We start from the raw sequence: 17,571 nt of genomic DNA, 5'->3' as shown, positions 1-17,571 counted from the left end.
GCCAGCAGTGAAGATCGCACCATGAACGTGCTTCGACACTAGGTTCGAGGTCGAGCGGGATGCTGCCGCCCGGCCTCCGGTCAGGATGAGGAGAGCAGTGGCAGGCAAGGCCCGCGTGCACGAGCTCGCGAAAGAGCTCGGAATCAGCAGTAAGCAGGTCCTCAGCAAGCTGCAGGACCTGGGGGAGTACGTGAAGTCCCCCTCCTCCACCGTGGAGGCCCCGGTCGCGCGCAAGCTGCGCGACGCGATGGCCTCCGGTGGGGGCGCCGCCGGCGGTCAGCGCCGCGGTTCCGGCGCGCCCGGTGGCGGTCGTCCGCGCGCCGGTGGCTCCGGCGCCCCGTCGCCGTCGCGCCCGACCCCGGGTCCGGCCCCCAAGCCCGGCCCGCGTCCGGGTCCGCCGGCCCCCGCGGCACCCACCCCGGGTGCCCCGTCGCCGGCGCAGCCCGCGGCGCGCACCGACGTCCCGAAGCCGGGACCGGCCGCGCCCAAGCCCGGCCCGCAGGCCCCGGCGGCTCCGGCCGTCGAGACCCCCGCCGCGGCCGCCGAGGCCCCGGCCGCGCCGCGGCCCGGTTCCGCCGCGCCGAAGCCCGGTCCGGCGGCCCCGAAGCCGGGTCCGGCCGCGCCGAAGCCCGCCCCCGCGCCCCGTCCGGGACAGGGACAGGGTGGCCAGGGCGGTGGCGCCCCGCGTCCCGCCGGCCAGCCCGGTGAGCGTGGCGCCCGTCCGGGCCCGCGCCAGCCGCGCGTCGGCAACAACCCGTTCGGCGTCGGCCAGGGTTCGCCCAAGCCGGGCCCGCGTCCCGGCCCGCCGCAGCCCCAGCAGGGCGGTGGCGGCCAGCAGGGCGGCGGCCGTCCCGAGGCTCCGGCCGCGCGTTCCGGTGAGGCCCCGCCGCGTCCGCCCCGTCCGGGTGGCGCTCCGGGTGCGGGCGGTCCCCGTCCGAACCCGGGCAACATGCCTCCGCGGCCGAACCCGGGCATGATGCCCGCGCGTCCGGCTGCGGGTCGTCCCGGCGCCGGTGCCGGTGGTCGTGGTGGCCCCGGCGGCGGTCGTGGTGGCCCCGGCGGTGGCCGTGGTGGCCCCGGTGGCGGTCGTCCCGGTGGCGGTGGCGGCGGTTTCCGTCCCGGTGGCGGCGGTCCCGGTGGTCCGCCCCCGGCCGGCGGCGGTTTCCGCGGTCGTCCCGGTGGTGGCGGTGCGCGTGGTCGCGGCGGTGCCGCGGGTGCGTTCGGCCGTCCCGGCGGTCCGGCCCGCAAGGGTCGCAAGTCGAAGCGGCAGAAGCGCCAGGAGTACGACGCCATGGCCGCGCCCTCGGTGGGCGGCGTCCGCCTGCCCAAGGGCAACGGCGAGACGATCCGGCTGCCGCGTGGCGCGTCGCTGACCGACTTCGCCGAGAAGATCAACGCCAACCCGGCCTCGCTGGTGCAGGTGTTGTTCCACCTCGGTGAGATGGTCACGGCCACCGCGTCGGTCTCGGACGAGATCCTGGAGCTGCTCGGCCAGGAGATGAACTACCGCGTGCAGGTCGTCTCCCCCGAGGAGGAGGACCGTGCGCTGCTGGAGTCGTTCGACATCGAGTTCGGTGACCCGGGCGACGAGGACGCGCTCGAGGCCCGTCCGCCGGTCGTGACCGTCATGGGTCACGTCGACCACGGTAAGACGCGGCTGCTGGACACGGTCCGCAAGGCGAACGTCCGCGAGGGCGAGGCCGGCGGCATCACCCAGCACATCGGCGCCTACCAGGTCGCGGCCGAGCTCGAGGGCGAGGAGCGGCTCATCACGTTCATCGACACCCCGGGTCACGAGGCGTTCACCGCCATGCGTGCCCGTGGTGCGAAGTCCACCGACATCGCGGTCATCGTGGTGGCGGCGGACGACGGCGTGATGCCGCAGACCGTCGAGTCGATCAACCACGCGCAGGCGGCCGGTCTGCCGATCGTCGTCGCGGTCAACAAGATCGATGTCGAGGGTGCGAACCCGCAGAAGATCCGCCAGCAGCTCACCGAGTACAACCTGGTGGCCGAGGAGTACGGCGGCGACACCATGTTCGTCGACATCTCCGCGAAGCAGGGCACCAACATCGAGGGTCTGCTGGAGGCGGTCCTGCTGACCGCCGACGCGGCGCTCGACCTGCGGGCCAACCCCGAGATGGAGGCGCAGGGCGTCACCATCGAGGGTCACCTGGACCGCGGTCGCGGCCCGGTGGCCACGGTGCTGGTCCAGCGCGGAACGCTCCGGGTCGGCGACTCGGTCGTGGCCGGCGACGCCTCCGGGCGCGTCCGGCGCATGGTCGACGAGCACGGCCAGGACGTCACCGAGGCGCTCCCGTCGCGTCCGGTGCAGGTCATCGGTCTGACGTCGGTGCCGGGTGCGGGCGACACGTTCCTCGTCGTGGACGAGGACCGGGTGGCCCGCCAGATCGCCGACCGGCGCCGCGCCCGTGAGCGCAACGCCGAGCTGGCGAGCCGTCGCAAGCGCGTCAGCCTGGAGGACCTGGACGCCGCGCTGAAAGAGACCAACACCCTCAACCTGATCATCAAGGGTGACAACTCGGGCACCGTCGAGGCGCTCGAGGAAGCCCTGATGAAGCTGGACGTGGGTGAGGAGGTCGAGCTGCGGGTCATCCACCGCGGCGTCGGCGGTATCACCGAGGGCGACATCAACCTCGCCATCGCGGACAACGTCATCGTCATGGGCTTCAACGTCCGTGCCGAGGGCAAGGCCACGGAGCTGGCCAACCGCGAGGGCGTCGAGATCCGCTACTACTCGGTGATCTACCAGGCGATCGACGAGATCGAGGCGGCCCTCAAGGGCATGCTCAAGCCGGAGTACGAGGAGGTCGAGCTGGGCCGCGCGGAGGTCCGCGAGGTCTTCAAGTCCTCGAAGTTCGGCACGATCGCCGGTTGCCTGGTGATGGGTGGGGAGATCCGCCGGAACGCCCGGGCGCGCCTGCTGCGCGACTCGAAGGTGATCCACGAGAACCTCCCGATCTCGTCGCTGCGCCGGTTCAAGGACGACGTGGTCGAGGTCCGCGAGGGCTTCGAGTGCGGTCTGACGCTCGGTACCTACGGCGACATCAAGGTCGACGACGTCATCGAGACGTTCGAGATGCGGGAGAAGCCGCGCGACTAGCGGCTGACGAACGCGCTCCGACGGGGCGGCCGGTCACCGGCCGCCCCGTCGGCGTCAGCGGAGGTGTGTGTGTACGTCGGCTCCCTGGATTGTGACGTGCTGCTCGGCGACGTCCGGTCGCTGAAGCAGAAGCGCTCGGCGGTGCGTCCGCTGCTGGCCGAGCTGCGCCGGTTCGAGGTGGCGGCGGTCGAGGCGGGCCATCTGGACCTGCACCGGCGTGCGCTGATCGGGGTGAGCTGTGTCGCCGCCGACGCGGGGCACGTCCGTGCCCTGCTGGAGCGGTGCGAGCGGCTGGTGGCCGCCCGCCCCGAGCTGGAGCTGCTGTCGGCCCGGACCCGGCTGTTCGGCCCCGACGAGGACTGAGCCCCGGCGGTGGCCGGGGGACGGACCAGCAGGACCGAGAATCGAACGCGGCGTGACCCCGCGACCCGTGCCTAGACTCGGGCTCGCACGACCCGCTGGAAGGAGCAGGACATGGTCGACCAGGCCCGCGCGCGCAAGCTCGCGAAGCGGATCTCGCAGATCGTCGCGGAGGCCCTCGAGCACGAGGTGAAGGACCCGCGGCTGGCGATGGTGACGATCACCGACACCCGTGTCACCGGCGACCTGCGCGAGGCGACCGTGTTCTACACGGTCATGGGTGCCTCGCTGGAGGAGGAGCCGGACACCGCGGGGGCCGCCGCCGCGCTGCAGAGCGCGAGCGGGGTGCTCCGCAGCCGGGTGGGACAGCAGACCGGGGTGCGGCACACGCCGAGCCTCGCGTTCGTGCTGGACGCGGTGCCGGACACGGCCCGCCGGATGGAGGAGCTGCTGGCCCGCACCCGCGCCTCCGACGAGGAGGTGGCCCGGCTGGCGGCCACGGCGTCGCCGGCGGGGGAGGCGGACCCGTACAAGGCCCCGCGGGAGACCGACGCCGAGTGACCAGCGGCGCGCACGAGACCGTCCCGGGTCCCGGTCCGGTCGATCCGGCCGAGGCCGCGGCGGTGCTGCGCCGGGCCCGTGACGTGCTCGTGGTCGGGCACGTCCGGCCCGACGCGGACGCCGCGGGCAGCGCCCTGGCCCTGGCCACGGCGCTGCACCGCGCGGGGACCCCGGTCACCGTGTCATTCGGCGGGCCGGACCCGGTGCCCGCCGGGCTGGTCGACACCCTCGACCCCGACGGGCTGGTCGTCGCCTCGGTGGACGCGCCGCGCGCGCCGGACCTGCTGGTCTGCTGCGACATCTCGTCGTCCCCCCGGCTGGGGGACCTGGAGCCGGTGCTGGACACGGCCGGGTCGTCGCTGGCGGTGGACCACCACGCGTCGTTCGTGGCGTTCACGGACCGGTACCTCGTCGACCCGGGCGCCCCGGCGACGGTGACGCTCGTCCGGGCGGTGCTCGCCGAGCTGGGCACCCCGCTGGACGCGGTCCTCGCCCGGTCCCTGTTCGCGGGGCTCTACACCGACACCGGTGGTTTCCGGCGCGGCGGTGCGGAGGCGCTCCGGCTGGGCGCCGAGCTCGTCGACGCCGGCGTCGAGCCCGCTCCGCTGCTGCGTGACATCGGCGGTCCGGTGCCGTTCGCGTGGCTCGCCGCGCAGGCCACGGTGCTGGCCGGGGCCCACCGGGAGGCGGGCGTCGCCGCGGGGGCGGACCTGGTGTGGGCCGCCGTCGACGTGGCGACCGCGACCCGGTTCCGCGACCGCACGGTCGCCCTGGTCGGGCCGCTGCAGGCCGCGGCCGGGGGCGGGGTGGCGGCGCTGCTGACCGAGACGGCGCCGGGGGAGTGGTCGGTGTCGCTGCGCGGCAACGGGTCCCCGGACCTGTCCCGGGTGGCGACGGCGCTCGGCGGTGGCGGGCACACCGGTGCCGCCGGGTTCGAACGCTCCGGTACCCGCGACGGGCTCCTGGAGCTGCTCCGGGCGGAGCTGGCCCGCTGAGCACGTGCCCGGTCGATCGGGTTCATCCGGGGTACATCGCCGCGACACCACGATCGGGTGGACCTCGGGGCGGTCCGGTGTCGCGGCACCGGGGCACGTAGCGTGTCCCGCGAGACCAGGAGGTGTGCGGTGCGATCCGAGCCCGCTGCGGCCCGCGGGGGCGACGACAGTCACGGCAACGAGCCCAGCGGGTGGCCGGAGTTCCTCCGGGCCTGGTTGCGCAACCCGGCCCAGGTGGGTGCGGTGTGGCCGAGCTCGCCGCGGCTGTCGGCGAAGCTGGCCCGTATCGCGCCGGGGCACGGCGCGCCGGTCGTCGTGGAGCTGGGGCCGGGCACCGGCGCCGTCACCACGCAGGTCGGCAGGCGGCTCCCGCCGGAGGGCCGGCACCTGGCCGTCGAGCTCGACCCGCGGATGGCCCGCTTCCTGCAGGACCGTCACCCGGGCGTCGAGGTCGTGAACGGTGACGCCCGCAAGCTGGGGTCGCTGCTCGCCGAGCGCGACATCACCTCGGTCGACGCGGTGATCTCCGGGCTGCCCTGGTCGCTGTTCGACCGGACGATGCAGCAGGAGATCCTCGACCAGGTCGTCGGGGCGGTGGGGGAGACCGGCGCGTTCGCGACGTTCGCCTACTCCCACACCCTGCCGATGCCCTCGGCGCGGCGGTTCAAGGCGGCCCTGCACGACACGTTCGACGAGGTCGTGATGACCCGTACGGTGTGGCGCAACCTGCCGCCCGCGTTCTGCTTCCTCTGCCGTCGTCCCCGTCGGTGACCCGGCCCGCCCCCATCGCGGGCGGGCCCCGTGACATCCTCCGGCTCGCCCTGCCCGCGCTCCCGGTGCTGGCGGCCGAGCCGCTGTTCCTGCTGGTCGACACGGCCGTCGTCGGACGGCTGGGTGGGCTGCCGCTGGCCTCGCTCGCCGTCGCCGCGGTGCTGTTCGCGCAGGTCACGACCCAGCTGACGTTCCTGTCCTACGGGACGACGGCGCGCGCGTCCCGGTTCTACGGCGCCGGGCGCCGGTCGGCCGCGGTGGCGGAGGGCGTGCAGGCGACCTGGCTGGCGCTGGGCGTCGGGCTGCTGGTCGTGTTGCTCGGACAGCTCGCCGCGGCACCGCTGGCGGGGCTGCTCGCCGGGGACCCGGTGATCGCCGAGGGCGCGGTGTCGTGGCTGCGGATCGCGCTGCTCGGCGCCCCGCTGGTCCTGGTGACGCTGGCCGGCAACGGCTGGATGCGCGGGGTGCAGGACACCCGTCGCCCGATGTGGATCGTGATCGGCGGCAACCTGCTGTCCGCGCTGCTCTGCCCGCTGCTGGTGCACGGGGCGGGGGACTGGGCGGGCTGGGGGCTGGAGGGCTCGGCGGTCGCCAACGTCGCGGGGCAGGCCGTCGCGGCGTCGTTGTTCCTGCGGGCGCTGGTCGTCGAACGACGGCGCGCGCCCGCCGGTGACCCGGTCCGCTTCGTCCCGGACGCCGCGGTGCTCCGTTCGCAGGCGACGATGGGTCGCGACCTGATCGTGCGGTCGCTGGGGTTCCAGGCCTGCTTCCTGTCCGCGACGGCGGTGGCCGCTCGGTTCGGGTCCGAGTCCGTCGCCGCGCACCAGATCGTGCTGCAGCTGTGGGTGTTCCAGTCCCTGGTGCTCGACGCGGTCGCGATCGCCGCGCAGTCGCTGGTCGGGGCCGCCCTGGGTGGCGCGGACGGCCGACACGGTGCGGACGGCGGACACGGTGCGGACGGCGGACACGGTGCGGACGGCGGGCGCGGTGCCGACGGCGACCGTGCGGACACCGGGCCGGCGCGGTCGCTCGCCGCCCGGGTCACCCGCTACGGCCTCGTGCTCGGCTGCGGGTTCGGCGTGCTGTTCGCCGCGCTCTATCCCGTCCTGCCGCCGGTGTTCACCCGCGACGCGGCGGTCCTCGCGGCGATCCCCGCGGCGTGGTGGTTCTTCACCGCGCTGCAGCCGATCGCCGGGGTGGTGTTCGCCCTGGACGGCGTGCTGCTCGGCGCCGGCGACGCGGCCTTCCTGCGCACCACGACGCTGCTCGCCGCGCTCGGCGGGTTCCTGCCGATGATCTGGCTGTCGCTGCTGTTCGGGTGGGGACTGGCCGGGATCTGGACCGGGCTCGCCGCGTTCATGGTGGTGCGCCTGGTCGCGGTCGGGCTGCGGGCGCGGTCGGGGCGCTGGGCGGTCCCGGGCCAGATCCGGGCCTGACCGTCCGTCCCACACCGGCGGTGGTGCGGCACCGGGCTCTTCGCGGCGAGTGGCACACCACGTACCCGGCGGTGGGGCCCGGAGGGACGTGACGTACCACTCGGCGGGGGCCGCGGCGGGGCGCGGCGGGCCATGGCGCGGCGCGATGCGGTGGGGTGCGGCGGAGCGCGGGCCCCGGCGTGGTTCAGGTCCGGTCGGTGACCGGCACCTCCGACGACCGTGGCGTGACGCCCGCACCGGGTTCCGGGCCCGTGTCCTGGGAGGGGAGGGGCAGCCGCACGGTGAACACGGCGCCGCTGCCGTCGTCGCGGGTACCGACCGTCACCGACCCACCGAGGCGGCGGGCGATCCGGTCGACCAGCGCCAGCCCGATGCCGCGGGGGCGGCCGCCGGGCGTCGCGCGGGTGCTGAACCCGAAGGTGAACAGCTCGCGGGCGGTGTCCGGGGGCACCCCGGGGCCGCTGTCGGCGACCTCCAGGAGCAGCTCGCGGCCGTCGGGCCCGGTGCGCAGGACGACGGCGACCGACCGCTCCCCGGCGCGCCCGGTGACGACCTCGACCGCGTTGTCGACGAGGTTGCCGACCAGGGAGACCAGGTCGTCCGCGGCGAAGGGCAGCCGCAGGTCCGGCAGTACGTCGGGGTCGCAGGCGTCGGTGACGGCGAAGGTGACGTCGTGCTCGGAGGCCTGCCACGCCTTGTCCGCGAGCAGCGCGGCGAGGACCGGGTCGTAGACCTCGGCCACGACCCGTGCACCGGGTCCGCGGGTGCGGTCCAGCGCGGCGGTGCCGGCCGCGGCGGCGTCGGCGGTGTCGCCCAGCTCGATCAGGGTCAGCACGGTCTGCAGCCGGTTGCCGAACTCGTGCGCCTGCCCGGACAGCGCGGCGACGGTGTCGCGGGCCTCGTCGCGCTCGCGCAGCACCCCGGCCAGCTCGGTGCGGTCGCGCAGGGTGAACACCCGCGTCCCCGGTCCCGCGGCCGGCCCGGCGTGCCTGCTGTTGACCAGCAGCACCCGCTCCCCGGCCAGGGCGGCCCGGTCGCGCAGGTCCGAGCGCAGCCCGCTGGTGAGCACGGCGGCGACGGCGGGGTCCATGCCGAGCCCGGCGAGCGGCCGCCCCGGGACGGCGGGGTCGTCGGGGGAGTCGTGGCCGGGCAGGCCGAGCAGCCGCCGGGCCTCGGCGTTGACGACGACGAGCCGCCCGTCGCCGTCGACGACCAGCAGCCCCTCGCCGACGGCGTGCAGCACCGCCTCGTGGTGGGTGTAGGCGGCGGTGATGTCCTCGGGTTCCAGCCCCAGGGTCTGGCGGCGCAGCCGCCGGGCCAGCAGCACCGCCAGCCCCGAGCCGACGAGCACCGCCACCGCGGCGGCCGCGATGATCCCGGGCAGCGAGCGCAGCGCGAGGTCGCTGATCCGGGTCTGCAGCACGCCGACGGAGATGACCGCGGCGATCCGGCCGTCGACCAGGACCGGGGTGACGGTGCGGACCGAGGGCCCCAGGGTGCCGGTGTAGACCTCGGTCGAGGTCTCCCCGGCCAGCGCCGGGGCGATGTTGCCCTGGTAGATCAGGCCGATCTCGGCGGGGTTGTAGTGGCTGTAGCGGACGCCCTGCGGGGACATCACGACGATGAAGCCGGTGTTCGTGGCCCGCCGGACCCGCTCGGCGACGGGCTGGAGGCGGGCGGAGAGGGCGGCGAGACCGCCGCCGTCGCGGACGGCGTCGACGACCTCGGGGTCCGAGGCGAGCGACAGCGCGGTGGCGGTGGTGAGCCGGCCCGCGGCGTCGTGCTCCAGGCGGCTCGCGCCGTAGCCGCCGAGCGCGGCGAGCCCGCCGACGGTCAGCAGCACGGTGACGACCTGCAGCAGGAACAGCCGCCGCACCAGCCGCGACCGGCGCAGCGGCGGCGAGGAACGGAACGGCCGGCGCACGGGCCCAGCCTGCCACCGCGGGAGCGGCAGGGGGACCCGTGCACCGGCCGGGACGTCGACACCCCCGCGGGCCTCGGGGCTCCGCGGGGGTGCGACGGTCATGGGAGGAGGACGTGCCCGGTCAGGAGCCCGCGCCGACCTTCTCGCGGCGGGACTCGTCGGCGTCCGGCTTCGCGGCGCCGTCGGCGGCCTCGTCGATCTCGGCGTCCGCGGCGCCGCCACCGTGCGCGGCCTCCATGTCGGCCTCGACCAGCGTCGGGTCGTCGAGCACCGCGGCCAGCCGCTCACGGTCGAGCTCGCCGTTCCAGCGGGCGATGACCAGGGTGGCCACGACGTTGCCGATCGCGTTGGTCAGGGCGCGGCCCTCGGACATCATGCGGTCGATGCCGACGATCAGCGCGAGGCCGACGACGATGGCCTCGGGGGTGAAGAACTCCCCGCCGAAGGCCTGCAGCGACGCGGCCAGGGTGACCAGGCCGGCGCCGGTGACACCGGCGGCGCCCTTGGAGGTCAGCACCATCAGCACGGCCAGCGCGATCTGCGCGCCGATCGGCAGGAACTCGCCACCGGCCTGGATGATGAACAGCGCACCCAGGGTCAGGTAGATGCAGGTGCCGTCGAGGTTGAACGAGTAGCCGGTCGGGATGACCATGCCGACGGTCTGCTTGGACGCACCGGCGGACTGCAGCTTGGTGAGGAAGCGCGGCAGCACCGACTCCGACGACGAGGTGCCGACGATGATCAGCAGCTCGTCCTTGATCAGCCGGATGACCTTGAGGACGTTGAACCCGGCGGCCCAGGAGACCGCGCCGAGGACGACGACGACGAACACCGCGCAGGTGCCCCAGAACACGGCCATCAGCTTGAGCAGGTTGACCAGCGACCCGCCGCCCATCTGACCGACGGTGTAGGCCATGCCGCCGAACGCGGCGACCGGCGCGGCCCACATGATGATCTTGATGATGCCGAAGATGACCTGGGCGATGCCCTCGATGCCGCCGACCAGGCGGCTGCGCAGGGCCGGGTTCAGCGAGGAGATGGCGCAGGCGGACAGGATCGCCAGCACCAGGACCTGCAGGACCGAGTTGTCGACGAACGGGCCGAAGAAGCTGTGCGGCAGCAGCGAGTCCTGGATGAACGGGATGACGCCCGACTCCTGGCTGCCGGTGGCGGCCTGGTCGGTGGCCTTCGCGAGGTCGGACGCGCTGGGCTGGCCGGTGAAGCCGGCGCCCGGCTGGAACACGTTGCCCGCGATGAGCCCCATCGCCAGCGCGATGACGGTCATGACCAGGAAGTAGCCCAGTGCCCGGGCGGCGAGACCGCCGGCGCGGGCCAGATTGCCCAGCGAGGCGATGCCGACGACCACGGTGCAGAAGATGACCGGGCCGATGATGACCTTGATCATCTGGACGAACGTGTCGGCCAGCCACTTGGTCTCCTTGGCGAACCCGGGGGCGAAGAAGCCCACCAGGATGCCGGAGACGATGCCGACGATGACCCAGAACCAGAGCTGGGTGTAGACCTTCTTCTTGGTCCGGGTGGGGGTGGTGGACCCCGTCCCGGACGAGCCGTCTGCGTTGGCGACCTCGGCCATGTCCGTCCTCCTCGACGTGTGCGGTGGGGAAACGATGGGGCCGGGGCGTGTCGTGGGGCAACCGCGGGGACACCGGGCTTGAGGAAGCTTTGAGGAAACGTCGCTAGGGTGGGCGCGTGCGGGTGCTGCTGGTCGAGGACGACGCGGTCCTCGGCGACGCCCTGCGGCGCAGCCTGGTCCGCGAGGGCTACCCGACCGACCTCGTGACCAGCGGATCCGCGGCCATCGCGGCCGTCGCCGAGCGGGAGCCCGACGTCGTCCTGCTCGACATGGGCCTGCCCGACCGCGACGGCATCGGCGTCTGCCGGGAGATCCGGGAGCGGTCCCGGGTGCCGATCCTGGCCATCACCGGCCGCGGCGACGTCGCGGCGCGGGTGCAGGGGCTGCGCTCGGGCGCGGACGACTACCTGGTCAAGCCGGTCTCGACCGAGGAGCTCGTGGCCCGGATCGAGGCGGTCCTGCGTCGTGCCACCGGCGCCGCGGTGGCCGCGACGGTGAGCGTCGGCGACGTCGTCGTCGACCTCGACCGGCGCGCGGTGACCGCGGGCGGCGCCGAGGTCGCGCTGACCCGCAAGGAGTTCGACCTGCTCGCCGCGCTCGCCCGCCGCGAGGGCGCGGTGCTGCCGCGCACCGAACTGCTGGAGCAGGTGTGGGGGATCGCCGACGCCTCCGCGGCACGCACCCTGGAGGCGCACGTGGCGTCGCTGCGGTCGAAGCTGGGCGCCCGCGACGTCGTGGTGACGGTCCGTGGAGTCGGCTACCGGCTGGCGCGTTAGCGTCCCGGCGTGCCCGCACGCAACCCGCCCCCGCCGCCCGGACTCGTGATCGTCGACAAGGACCGGGGCCCGACCAGTCACGACGTCGTCGGGAAGCTCCGCCGGATCATGGGCACCCGCAAGGTCGGCCACGCCGGGACGCTGGACCCGATGGCGACCGGGGTGCTGGTCGTCGGCATCGAGCGGGCCACCAAGCTGCTCGGGCACCTGTCGCTGGACACCAAGGCCTACACCGCGACCGTGCGGCTCGGGCAGGCCACCGACACCGACGACGCCGAGGGCACGCCCGTCGGCGAGCCCGTCCCGGTCGATGCCGACGGCGCCGCTCTCCGGACCGCGATGGCCGCGCTGACGGGCGGGATCATGCAGGTCCCCAGCGCGGTCTCCGCGGTCAAGATCGACGGGAAGCGCGCCTACCAGCGGGTCCGCGACGGCGAGACCGTCGAGATCCCGGCCCGCCCGGTCACCGTGTCCGCCTTCGAGCTGCTCGCGGTGCGCCGCGAGGGGCCGTGGTGCGACCTGGACGTCGCCGTCGACTGCTCCTCGGGCACCTACGTCCGCGCGCTCGCCCGCGACCTCGGCGCCGCGCTGGGCTCCGCCGGTCACCTGACCGCGCTGCGACGCACCCGGGTCGGACCGTTCACCCTGGAGCACGCGCGCACCGTCGGGCAGCTCGCCGACGACCCGGGTCTGTCGCTGGACCTCGCCGCGGCCGTCGCGACGGCGTTCCCCCGCGTCGACCTCGACGCCTCCGCCGCCACCGACGTGCGGTTCGGCAAGTCGCTGCCCGCGGCCGGGATCGAGGGCACCTACGGCGTGTTCGCCCCGGACGGCGCCGCGCTGGCCCTGATGGCCGACCGCGGCGCCGCCGCCCGCCCGGTCGTCGTGCTCGCCCCGGCCGGCTGACCCCCCCCGGGCCGGCCGCGGTCGCCCGCTGCGCGGGATCCCACCCGGTTCGCCTAGGCTCGCGGCCGTGCAGCGGTGGCGTGGTCTGGAGGCGGTTCCGCCCGGCTGGGGCCGGTGCGTCGTCACCGTCGGCGTGTTCGACGGGGTGCACCGGGGACACCGGCAGCTGATCGCCCGCGCGGTGGAACGGGCGCACGAGCGTGGCCTGCCCGCCGTGGTCGTGACGTTCGACCCGCACCCGGCCGAGCTGATCCGGCCCGGCACCCACCCGGCGCGGCTGTCCACACTCGACCGGCGGGCGGAGCTCGTGGCCGAGGCGGGCGCGGACGTCTTCTGCGTCATCCCGTTCACCGAGGCGCTGTCCCGGATGGCGCCCGCCGGGTTCGCGCACGAGGTGCTGGTGGACCGGCTGCACGCGGCCGTCGTCGTCGTGGGCAGCAACTTCACCTTCGGCCACCGGGCAGAGGGCGACGTCGGGACCCTCGCCGAGCTGGGCCGTCGCTTCGGGTTCGCCTGCGAGGCCCTCGACCTGGTCTCCGACCACGACGTGACCTTCTCCTCCACCTACATCCGGTCCTGCATCGACGCCGGGGCCGTCCGCGACGCCGCGCACGCGCTGGGCCGCTGGCACCGGGTGGACGGCGTGATCGTGCACGGGCACAAGCGTGGCCGTGACCTGGGCTATCCGACGGCGAACGTCGCCAGCCCACCGCACACGGCGATCCCCGCCGACGGCGTCTACGCGGGCTGGTTCCGTATCGGCGACCGCCGCCTGATGGGCGCCGTCTCGGTGGGGACCAACCCCACGTTCTCCGGGCGGGTGCGCACCGTCGAGGTCTACGTGCTCGACGTCGACGAGAACTTCTACGGCCACGAGGTCGGCGTCGAGTTCGTCGAGCGGCTGCGCGGCCAGGAGCACTACGACGGCATCGAGGCGCTCGTCGCGCAGATGGGCCGCGACGTCGCGACCTGCCGCGAGATCCTCACCGCGGCCGGCGACGCGACCGGACCCGACGGGGCGCCGGGTTAGGTGAAAACCCCCTGCCGGGGTCGAACGTCCACGCCCGCACCGCGTGGTCGCCGACGCTGTCCGGCATGGACGACCCCCGCACCGCGGACCCGGTGGCGCAGGAGATCGCGCGCAACCGCGACCGCCAGAGCGCGATCTACGGCGAGCCCCTCGACGAGCGCATCCGCCGGCTCACGACCGGTCTCGGCATCACCCAGGCCCGCCTCGCCGCCGCGGTCGGGCTGAGCCCGGCGATGCTGTCCCAGCTGGCGGGCGGGCGCCGGGTCAAGATCGGGGACCCGGCGGTGCTGGGCCGGATGACCGCGCTGGACCGGCGGCTCGCGCACGGCCCGGTGCCCGACGCCGAGCGCGACGTGCTGCTGGCCCGGGTCCGCCAGGAGCCGACGCCGTGGGGCCCCACCGGCGGCTGCCGCTGCGCCGAGCAGACCCCCGCCACCGGGCAGGCGGTGCCGCAGCCGCGACGGGCCCCCGCCGAGCCGACCGCGGAGGACGCGCTGCGCGGGGTGAGCGCGCCGGCCCGGCTCGTCGCGGCGGCGGCCGAGCTGGCCCCGGCGTTCCCGGAGATCGCGGAGGTGCTGCGCCGTGCCGCCGCCGGACGGCGCTGACAGGCTGTGCGGATGCGGCTGTTCACCGCGCTGTGGCCGCCACCGGAGGCGGTGGCGGCGCTGACCCGCGCGCTCGACGAGGTCCCGCCCCGGCTCCCGGACGGCGCGCGCCCGACCGACCCGTCGACCTGGCACGTGACGCTGTGCTTCCACGGCGACGACGACCCGGACACCCGCGCCTCGGCCCTGGACGACGCCCTGGCCCGCGCCGTCGCGCCGCGGCTGCGGATCGCCGGGACGGGCACCTTCCCCGGTGTGCTGTGGGCCGGGGTCGAGGAGAGCGGGGGACCCGTCCTCCCCGGCCTGGCCGCCCGGGCCGGTGCGACGGGGCCGCGGCCGTACCGTCCGCACGTCACCCTGGCGCGGTGGGACCGGCGCCGCGGCGACGCGACCGTGGCCGGCGACGGCATCGCCGCGGGCCCCTGGTGGACACCGGGGGAGGCGGTGCTCGTGCGCAGCGACCCCGGTGCGCGCTACACCGTGGTCCACCGGGTCCCGCTGTGCCCCGGCACACCGGACCACACACCGGGGTGACGCGGGTCGGCGGCGGTCGGCGCACCCGTCGCTGGTACCGTTTCACACCGGGTCCGGCTGCAGTCCGTGGCGGCCGAGACCGACTTCCTGCCGTCCCACCGGTTCATCCGGGTTTCGTCGGACGTCATGGCCCCACGGACCGTCTCAAGGATGAAGGAGTTGAGCAGTGGCACTGACCACCGCCGAGAAGAAGAGCACGCTCGAGCAGTACGGCACCCACGCCACCGACACCGGGTCCCCCGAGGCCCAGGTCGCGCTGCTGACGCAGCGCATCGTCGGCCTGACCGAGCACCTGAAGCAGCACAAGCACGACCACCACAGCCGGCGCGGCCTGCTGCTGCTGGTCGGTCGTCGTCGCCGGCTGCTCAAGTACCTGCGCGAGGTGGACGTCGCCCGCTACCGCGCGCTGATCGAGAAGCTGGGTCTGCGCCGCTGACCCGTCCGGCCGACCCGGCACCGGATCCCGGTGCCGGGTCGTTCCGTAACACCGAGCGACACAACTGAACAGAGCCCGCCACTCGGGCGACCGGACATCCGCCGGTCCTCGGTAGTGGCCTCCGGAGCGCGACGCGCGGCCGGGGGCTTCGATCGAAGACCGGCCCAGCAGGGGATCGAGCCGGCGCCACGGTGGTGGGGGTAGACGAAGACCACTCCCAACGACGAGGAGAACACCCCCGTATGACTGACGTCATCTCCGAGGACGGCGTGCACGAGAGCACCGCCGTCATCGACAACGGCACCTACGGCACCCGCACCGTCCGGTTCGAGACCGGCCGGCTCGCCCGCCAGGCCGCCGGGTCCGTCGTCGCGTACCTCGACGACGAGACCATGCTGCTGTCCGCCACGACCGCCTCGAAGCGGCCGAAGGACCAGTTCGACTTCTTCCCGCTCACGGTGGACGTCGAGGAGCGGATGTACGCCGCGGGCCGGATCCCCGGCTCGTTCTTCCGCCGCGAGGGCCGCCCGGGCACCGACGCGATCCTGACCTGCCGCCTCATCGACCGCCCGCTGCGCCCGTCCTTCGTGGACGGCCTGCGCAACGAGATCCAGGTCGTCGTGACGGTCATGTCGCTCGACCCGAAGGACCCCTACGACGTCGTGGCGATCAACGCCGCGTCGGCGTCCACCCAGCTCGCCGGCCTGCCGTTCTCCGGCCCGGTCGGCGGCGTCCGCGTCGCGCTCATCGCGAACGAGGCGGGCACCGACACCCAGTGGGTCGCCTTCCCGACCCACGACCAGCTCGACCGCGCCGCGTTCGACATGGTCGTCGCGGGCCGCATCGTCGGTGACGACGTCGCGATCATGATGGTCGAGGCCGAGGCCACCGAGAACACCATCGACCTCGTCGCCGGTGGGGCCACCGCCCCGACCGAGGGCGTCGTCGCGGACGGGCTGGAGGCGGCCAAGCCGTTCATCCGCAGCCTGTGCGTCGCCCAGCAGCAGCTGGCCGACGTCGCGGCCAAGCCGACCGCCGACTACCCGGTGTTCCCGGCCTACCAGCCGGACGCCTTCGAGGCGGTCTCCGAGGCCGTCGAGCAGGAGCTGGCGCAGGCGCTGACCATCGCCGGCAAGCAGGAGCGCGAGACCCGGACCGACGAGATCAAGGCGTCGGTGCTGGACAAGCTCGGCGAGCGCTTCGTCGGCCGCGAGTCCGAGCTCGGCAACGCGTTCCGCTCGCTGAACAAGAAGCTGGTCCGCCGCCGCATCCTGACCGACCAGGTCCGGATCGACGGCCGTGGCCTGACCGACATCCGGCCGCTGTCGGCCGAGGTCGAGGTCGTCCCGCGGGCGCACGGCTCGGCGCTGTTCGAGCGTGGCGAGACCCAGATCATGGGCGTCACCACGCTGAACATGCTCCGCATGGAGCAGCAGATCGACCAGCTGGGGCCGGAGACGCGCAAGCGCTACCTGCACCACTACAACTTCCCGCCGTACTCGACCGGTGAGACCGGCCGCGTCGGCTCGCCGAAGCGCCGCGAGATCGGCCACGGCGCGCTCGCCGAGCGGGCCCTGATCCCGGTCCTGCCGACCCGCGAGGAGTTCCCCTACGCGATCCGGCAGGTCTCCGAGGCCCTGGGCTCGAACGGCTCGACCTCGATGGGCTCGGTCTGCGCGTCCACGATGTCGCTGCTCAACGCCGGTGTGCCGCTGAAGGCGCCGGTCGCGGGCATCGCGATGGGCCTGGTGTCCGACGAGGTCGACGGCCAGACGCGCTACGTCGCGCTGACCGACATCCTCGGTGCCGAGGACGCGTTCGGCGACATGGACTTCAAGGTCGCCGGCACCAAGGAGTTCGTCACGGCGCTGCAGCTGGACACCAAGCTGGACGGCATCCCGTCCGAGGTGCTCGCCGCCGCGCTGAACCAGGCCAAGGACGCCCGCCTGACCATCCTCGAGGTGATCGGCGAGGCCATCGACGGCCCGGACGAGATGAGCAAGTACGCGCCGCGGGTCACCGCGGTGAAGGTCCCGGTCGACAAGATCGGCGAGGTCATCGGCCCGAAGGGCAAGATGATCAACTCGATCACCGAGAAGACCGGCGCCGACATCTCGATCGAGGACGACGGCACGATCTACGTCGGTGCGAACGACGGCCCCTCCGCGGAGGAGGCGATCGGCATGATCAACGCGATCGCCAACCCGCAGCTGCCGAAGGTCGGCGAGCGGTTCCTGGGCACGGTGGTCAAGGCCGCCGCGTTCGGTGCCTTCGTCTCGCTGGTCCCCGGCAAGGACGGCCTGGTCCACATCTCGAAGCTCGGCAACGGGAAGCGGATCAGCAAGGTCGAGGACGTCGTCAAGGTCGGCGACAAGCTGCGCGTCGAGGTCACCGACATCGATAACCGCGGCAAGATCTCGCTGGTCCCGGTGGTCGAGGAGTCCGCGGCCACGGAGGCGCCCGCCGAGGGTGCCGTCGACGCCGAGGCCCCGGCCGAGGCCGCCAACCCGAGCTGAACT

General features: G+C 74.4%; 15 protein-coding genes. 13 read left to right on the top strand and 2 right to left on the bottom strand.

Translation table 11 applies throughout. The features are described 5' to 3' along the window. The first annotated feature begins 97 nt into the window (after nucleotides 1-97). The 6 genes from infB (at nucleotide 98) to DMP17_RS18650 (ending at nucleotide 7,247) form a co-directional block, all read left to right on the top strand. Nucleotides 98-3,124 (top strand): translation initiation factor IF-2, encoded by a 3,027-nt coding sequence (gene infB, locus DMP17_RS18675; RefSeq protein ID WP_226365943.1) that lies wholly within the window; start codon nucleotides 98-100, stop codon nucleotides 3,122-3,124. A 69-nt stretch (nucleotides 3,125-3,193) separates the two neighbouring features. Next, nucleotides 3,194-3,487, top strand: a complete 294-nt coding sequence (locus DMP17_RS18670; protein ID WP_337830192.1) for a DUF503 domain-containing protein — start codon at nucleotides 3,194-3,196, stop codon at nucleotides 3,485-3,487. Nucleotides 3,488-3,598: 111 nt separating this feature from the next. Continuing rightward, nucleotides 3,599-4,045, top strand: coding sequence for a 30S ribosome-binding factor RbfA (gene rbfA / locus DMP17_RS18665; RefSeq protein WP_226355806.1), 447 nt, complete (start codon nucleotides 3,599-3,601; stop codon nucleotides 4,043-4,045). After that, on the top strand, nucleotides 4,042-5,040 hold the full coding sequence (locus tag DMP17_RS18660; RefSeq protein WP_337830191.1) for a DHH family phosphoesterase: 999 nt from the start codon (nucleotides 4,042-4,044) through the stop codon (nucleotides 5,038-5,040). The genes rbfA and DMP17_RS18660 overlap by 4 nt, the downstream gene beginning before the upstream one ends. A 129-nt stretch (nucleotides 5,041-5,169) precedes the next feature. Further along, nucleotides 5,170-5,811, top strand: a complete 642-nt coding sequence (locus DMP17_RS18655; protein WP_373324103.1) for a class I SAM-dependent methyltransferase — start codon at nucleotides 5,170-5,172, stop codon at nucleotides 5,809-5,811. Next, nucleotides 5,808-7,247: an MATE family efflux transporter gene (locus DMP17_RS18650; RefSeq protein ID WP_337830190.1), complete on the top strand. Its 1,440-nt coding sequence runs from the start codon at nucleotides 5,808-5,810 to the stop codon at nucleotides 7,245-7,247. Before DMP17_RS18655 ends, DMP17_RS18650 begins: the two co-directional genes overlap by 4 nt. 184 nt (nucleotides 7,248-7,431) lie before the next feature. Here DMP17_RS18650 and DMP17_RS18645 read toward each other — a convergent pair whose 3' ends face one another. Continuing rightward, nucleotides 7,432-9,273 carry a sensor histidine kinase gene (locus DMP17_RS18645; protein WP_255655384.1) on the bottom strand — a complete coding sequence of 614 codons (1,842 nt, stop codon included), beginning with the start codon at nucleotides 9,271-9,273 and terminating at the stop codon, nucleotides 7,432-7,434. A gap of 19 nt (nucleotides 9,274-9,292) precedes the next feature. After that, nucleotides 9,293-10,765 carry a cation:dicarboxylate symporter family transporter gene (locus DMP17_RS18640; protein WP_226355809.1) on the bottom strand — a complete coding sequence of 491 codons (1,473 nt, stop codon included), beginning with the start codon at nucleotides 10,763-10,765 and terminating at the stop codon, nucleotides 9,293-9,295. A 116-nt stretch (nucleotides 10,766-10,881) separates the two neighbouring features. On the opposite strand from DMP17_RS18640, the gene DMP17_RS18635 reads away from it, so the two are divergent. The 7 genes from DMP17_RS18635 (at nucleotide 10,882) to DMP17_RS18605 (ending at nucleotide 17,568) form a co-directional block, all read left to right on the top strand. Beyond that, a complete protein-coding gene (locus DMP17_RS18635) occupies nucleotides 10,882-11,541 on the top strand; it encodes a response regulator transcription factor (protein WP_226355810.1) in 660 nt (219 codons plus the stop codon). Between the two features lie 9 nt (nucleotides 11,542-11,550). Next, complete coding sequence (truB, locus tag DMP17_RS18630) at nucleotides 11,551-12,447, top strand: tRNA pseudouridine(55) synthase TruB (RefSeq protein ID WP_226365938.1); 897 nt, start codon at nucleotides 11,551-11,553, stop codon at nucleotides 12,445-12,447. A 67-nt stretch (nucleotides 12,448-12,514) separates the two neighbouring features. Further along, nucleotides 12,515-13,477, top strand: a complete 963-nt coding sequence (locus DMP17_RS18625; protein ID WP_100880018.1) for a bifunctional riboflavin kinase/FAD synthetase — start codon at nucleotides 12,515-12,517, stop codon at nucleotides 13,475-13,477. 65 nt (nucleotides 13,478-13,542) lie between these two features. After that, nucleotides 13,543-14,082, top strand: coding sequence for a helix-turn-helix domain-containing protein (locus DMP17_RS18620; RefSeq protein WP_226355812.1), 540 nt, complete (start codon nucleotides 13,543-13,545; stop codon nucleotides 14,080-14,082). Nucleotides 14,083-14,094: 12 nt separating this feature from the next. Continuing rightward, nucleotides 14,095-14,616 carry a 2'-5' RNA ligase family protein gene (locus DMP17_RS18615; RefSeq protein WP_226355813.1) on the top strand — a complete coding sequence of 174 codons (522 nt, stop codon included), beginning with the start codon at nucleotides 14,095-14,097 and terminating at the stop codon, nucleotides 14,614-14,616. 166 nt (nucleotides 14,617-14,782) lie between these two features. Continuing rightward, nucleotides 14,783-15,052: a 30S ribosomal protein S15 gene (rpsO, locus tag DMP17_RS18610; protein WP_020621572.1), complete on the top strand. Its 270-nt coding sequence runs from the start codon at nucleotides 14,783-14,785 to the stop codon at nucleotides 15,050-15,052. A gap of 242 nt (nucleotides 15,053-15,294) precedes the next feature. Beyond that, a complete protein-coding gene (locus tag DMP17_RS18605; protein WP_226355814.1) occupies nucleotides 15,295-17,568 on the top strand; it encodes a polyribonucleotide nucleotidyltransferase in 2,274 nt (757 codons plus the stop codon). Nucleotides 17,569-17,571 lie beyond the last annotated feature (3 nt).

This window comes from Pseudonocardia sp. TMWB2A, from assembly GCF_017312135.1.
Note: the sequence above shows the minus strand (reverse complement) of the source record. Positions and strands in the feature narration are given on the sequence as shown.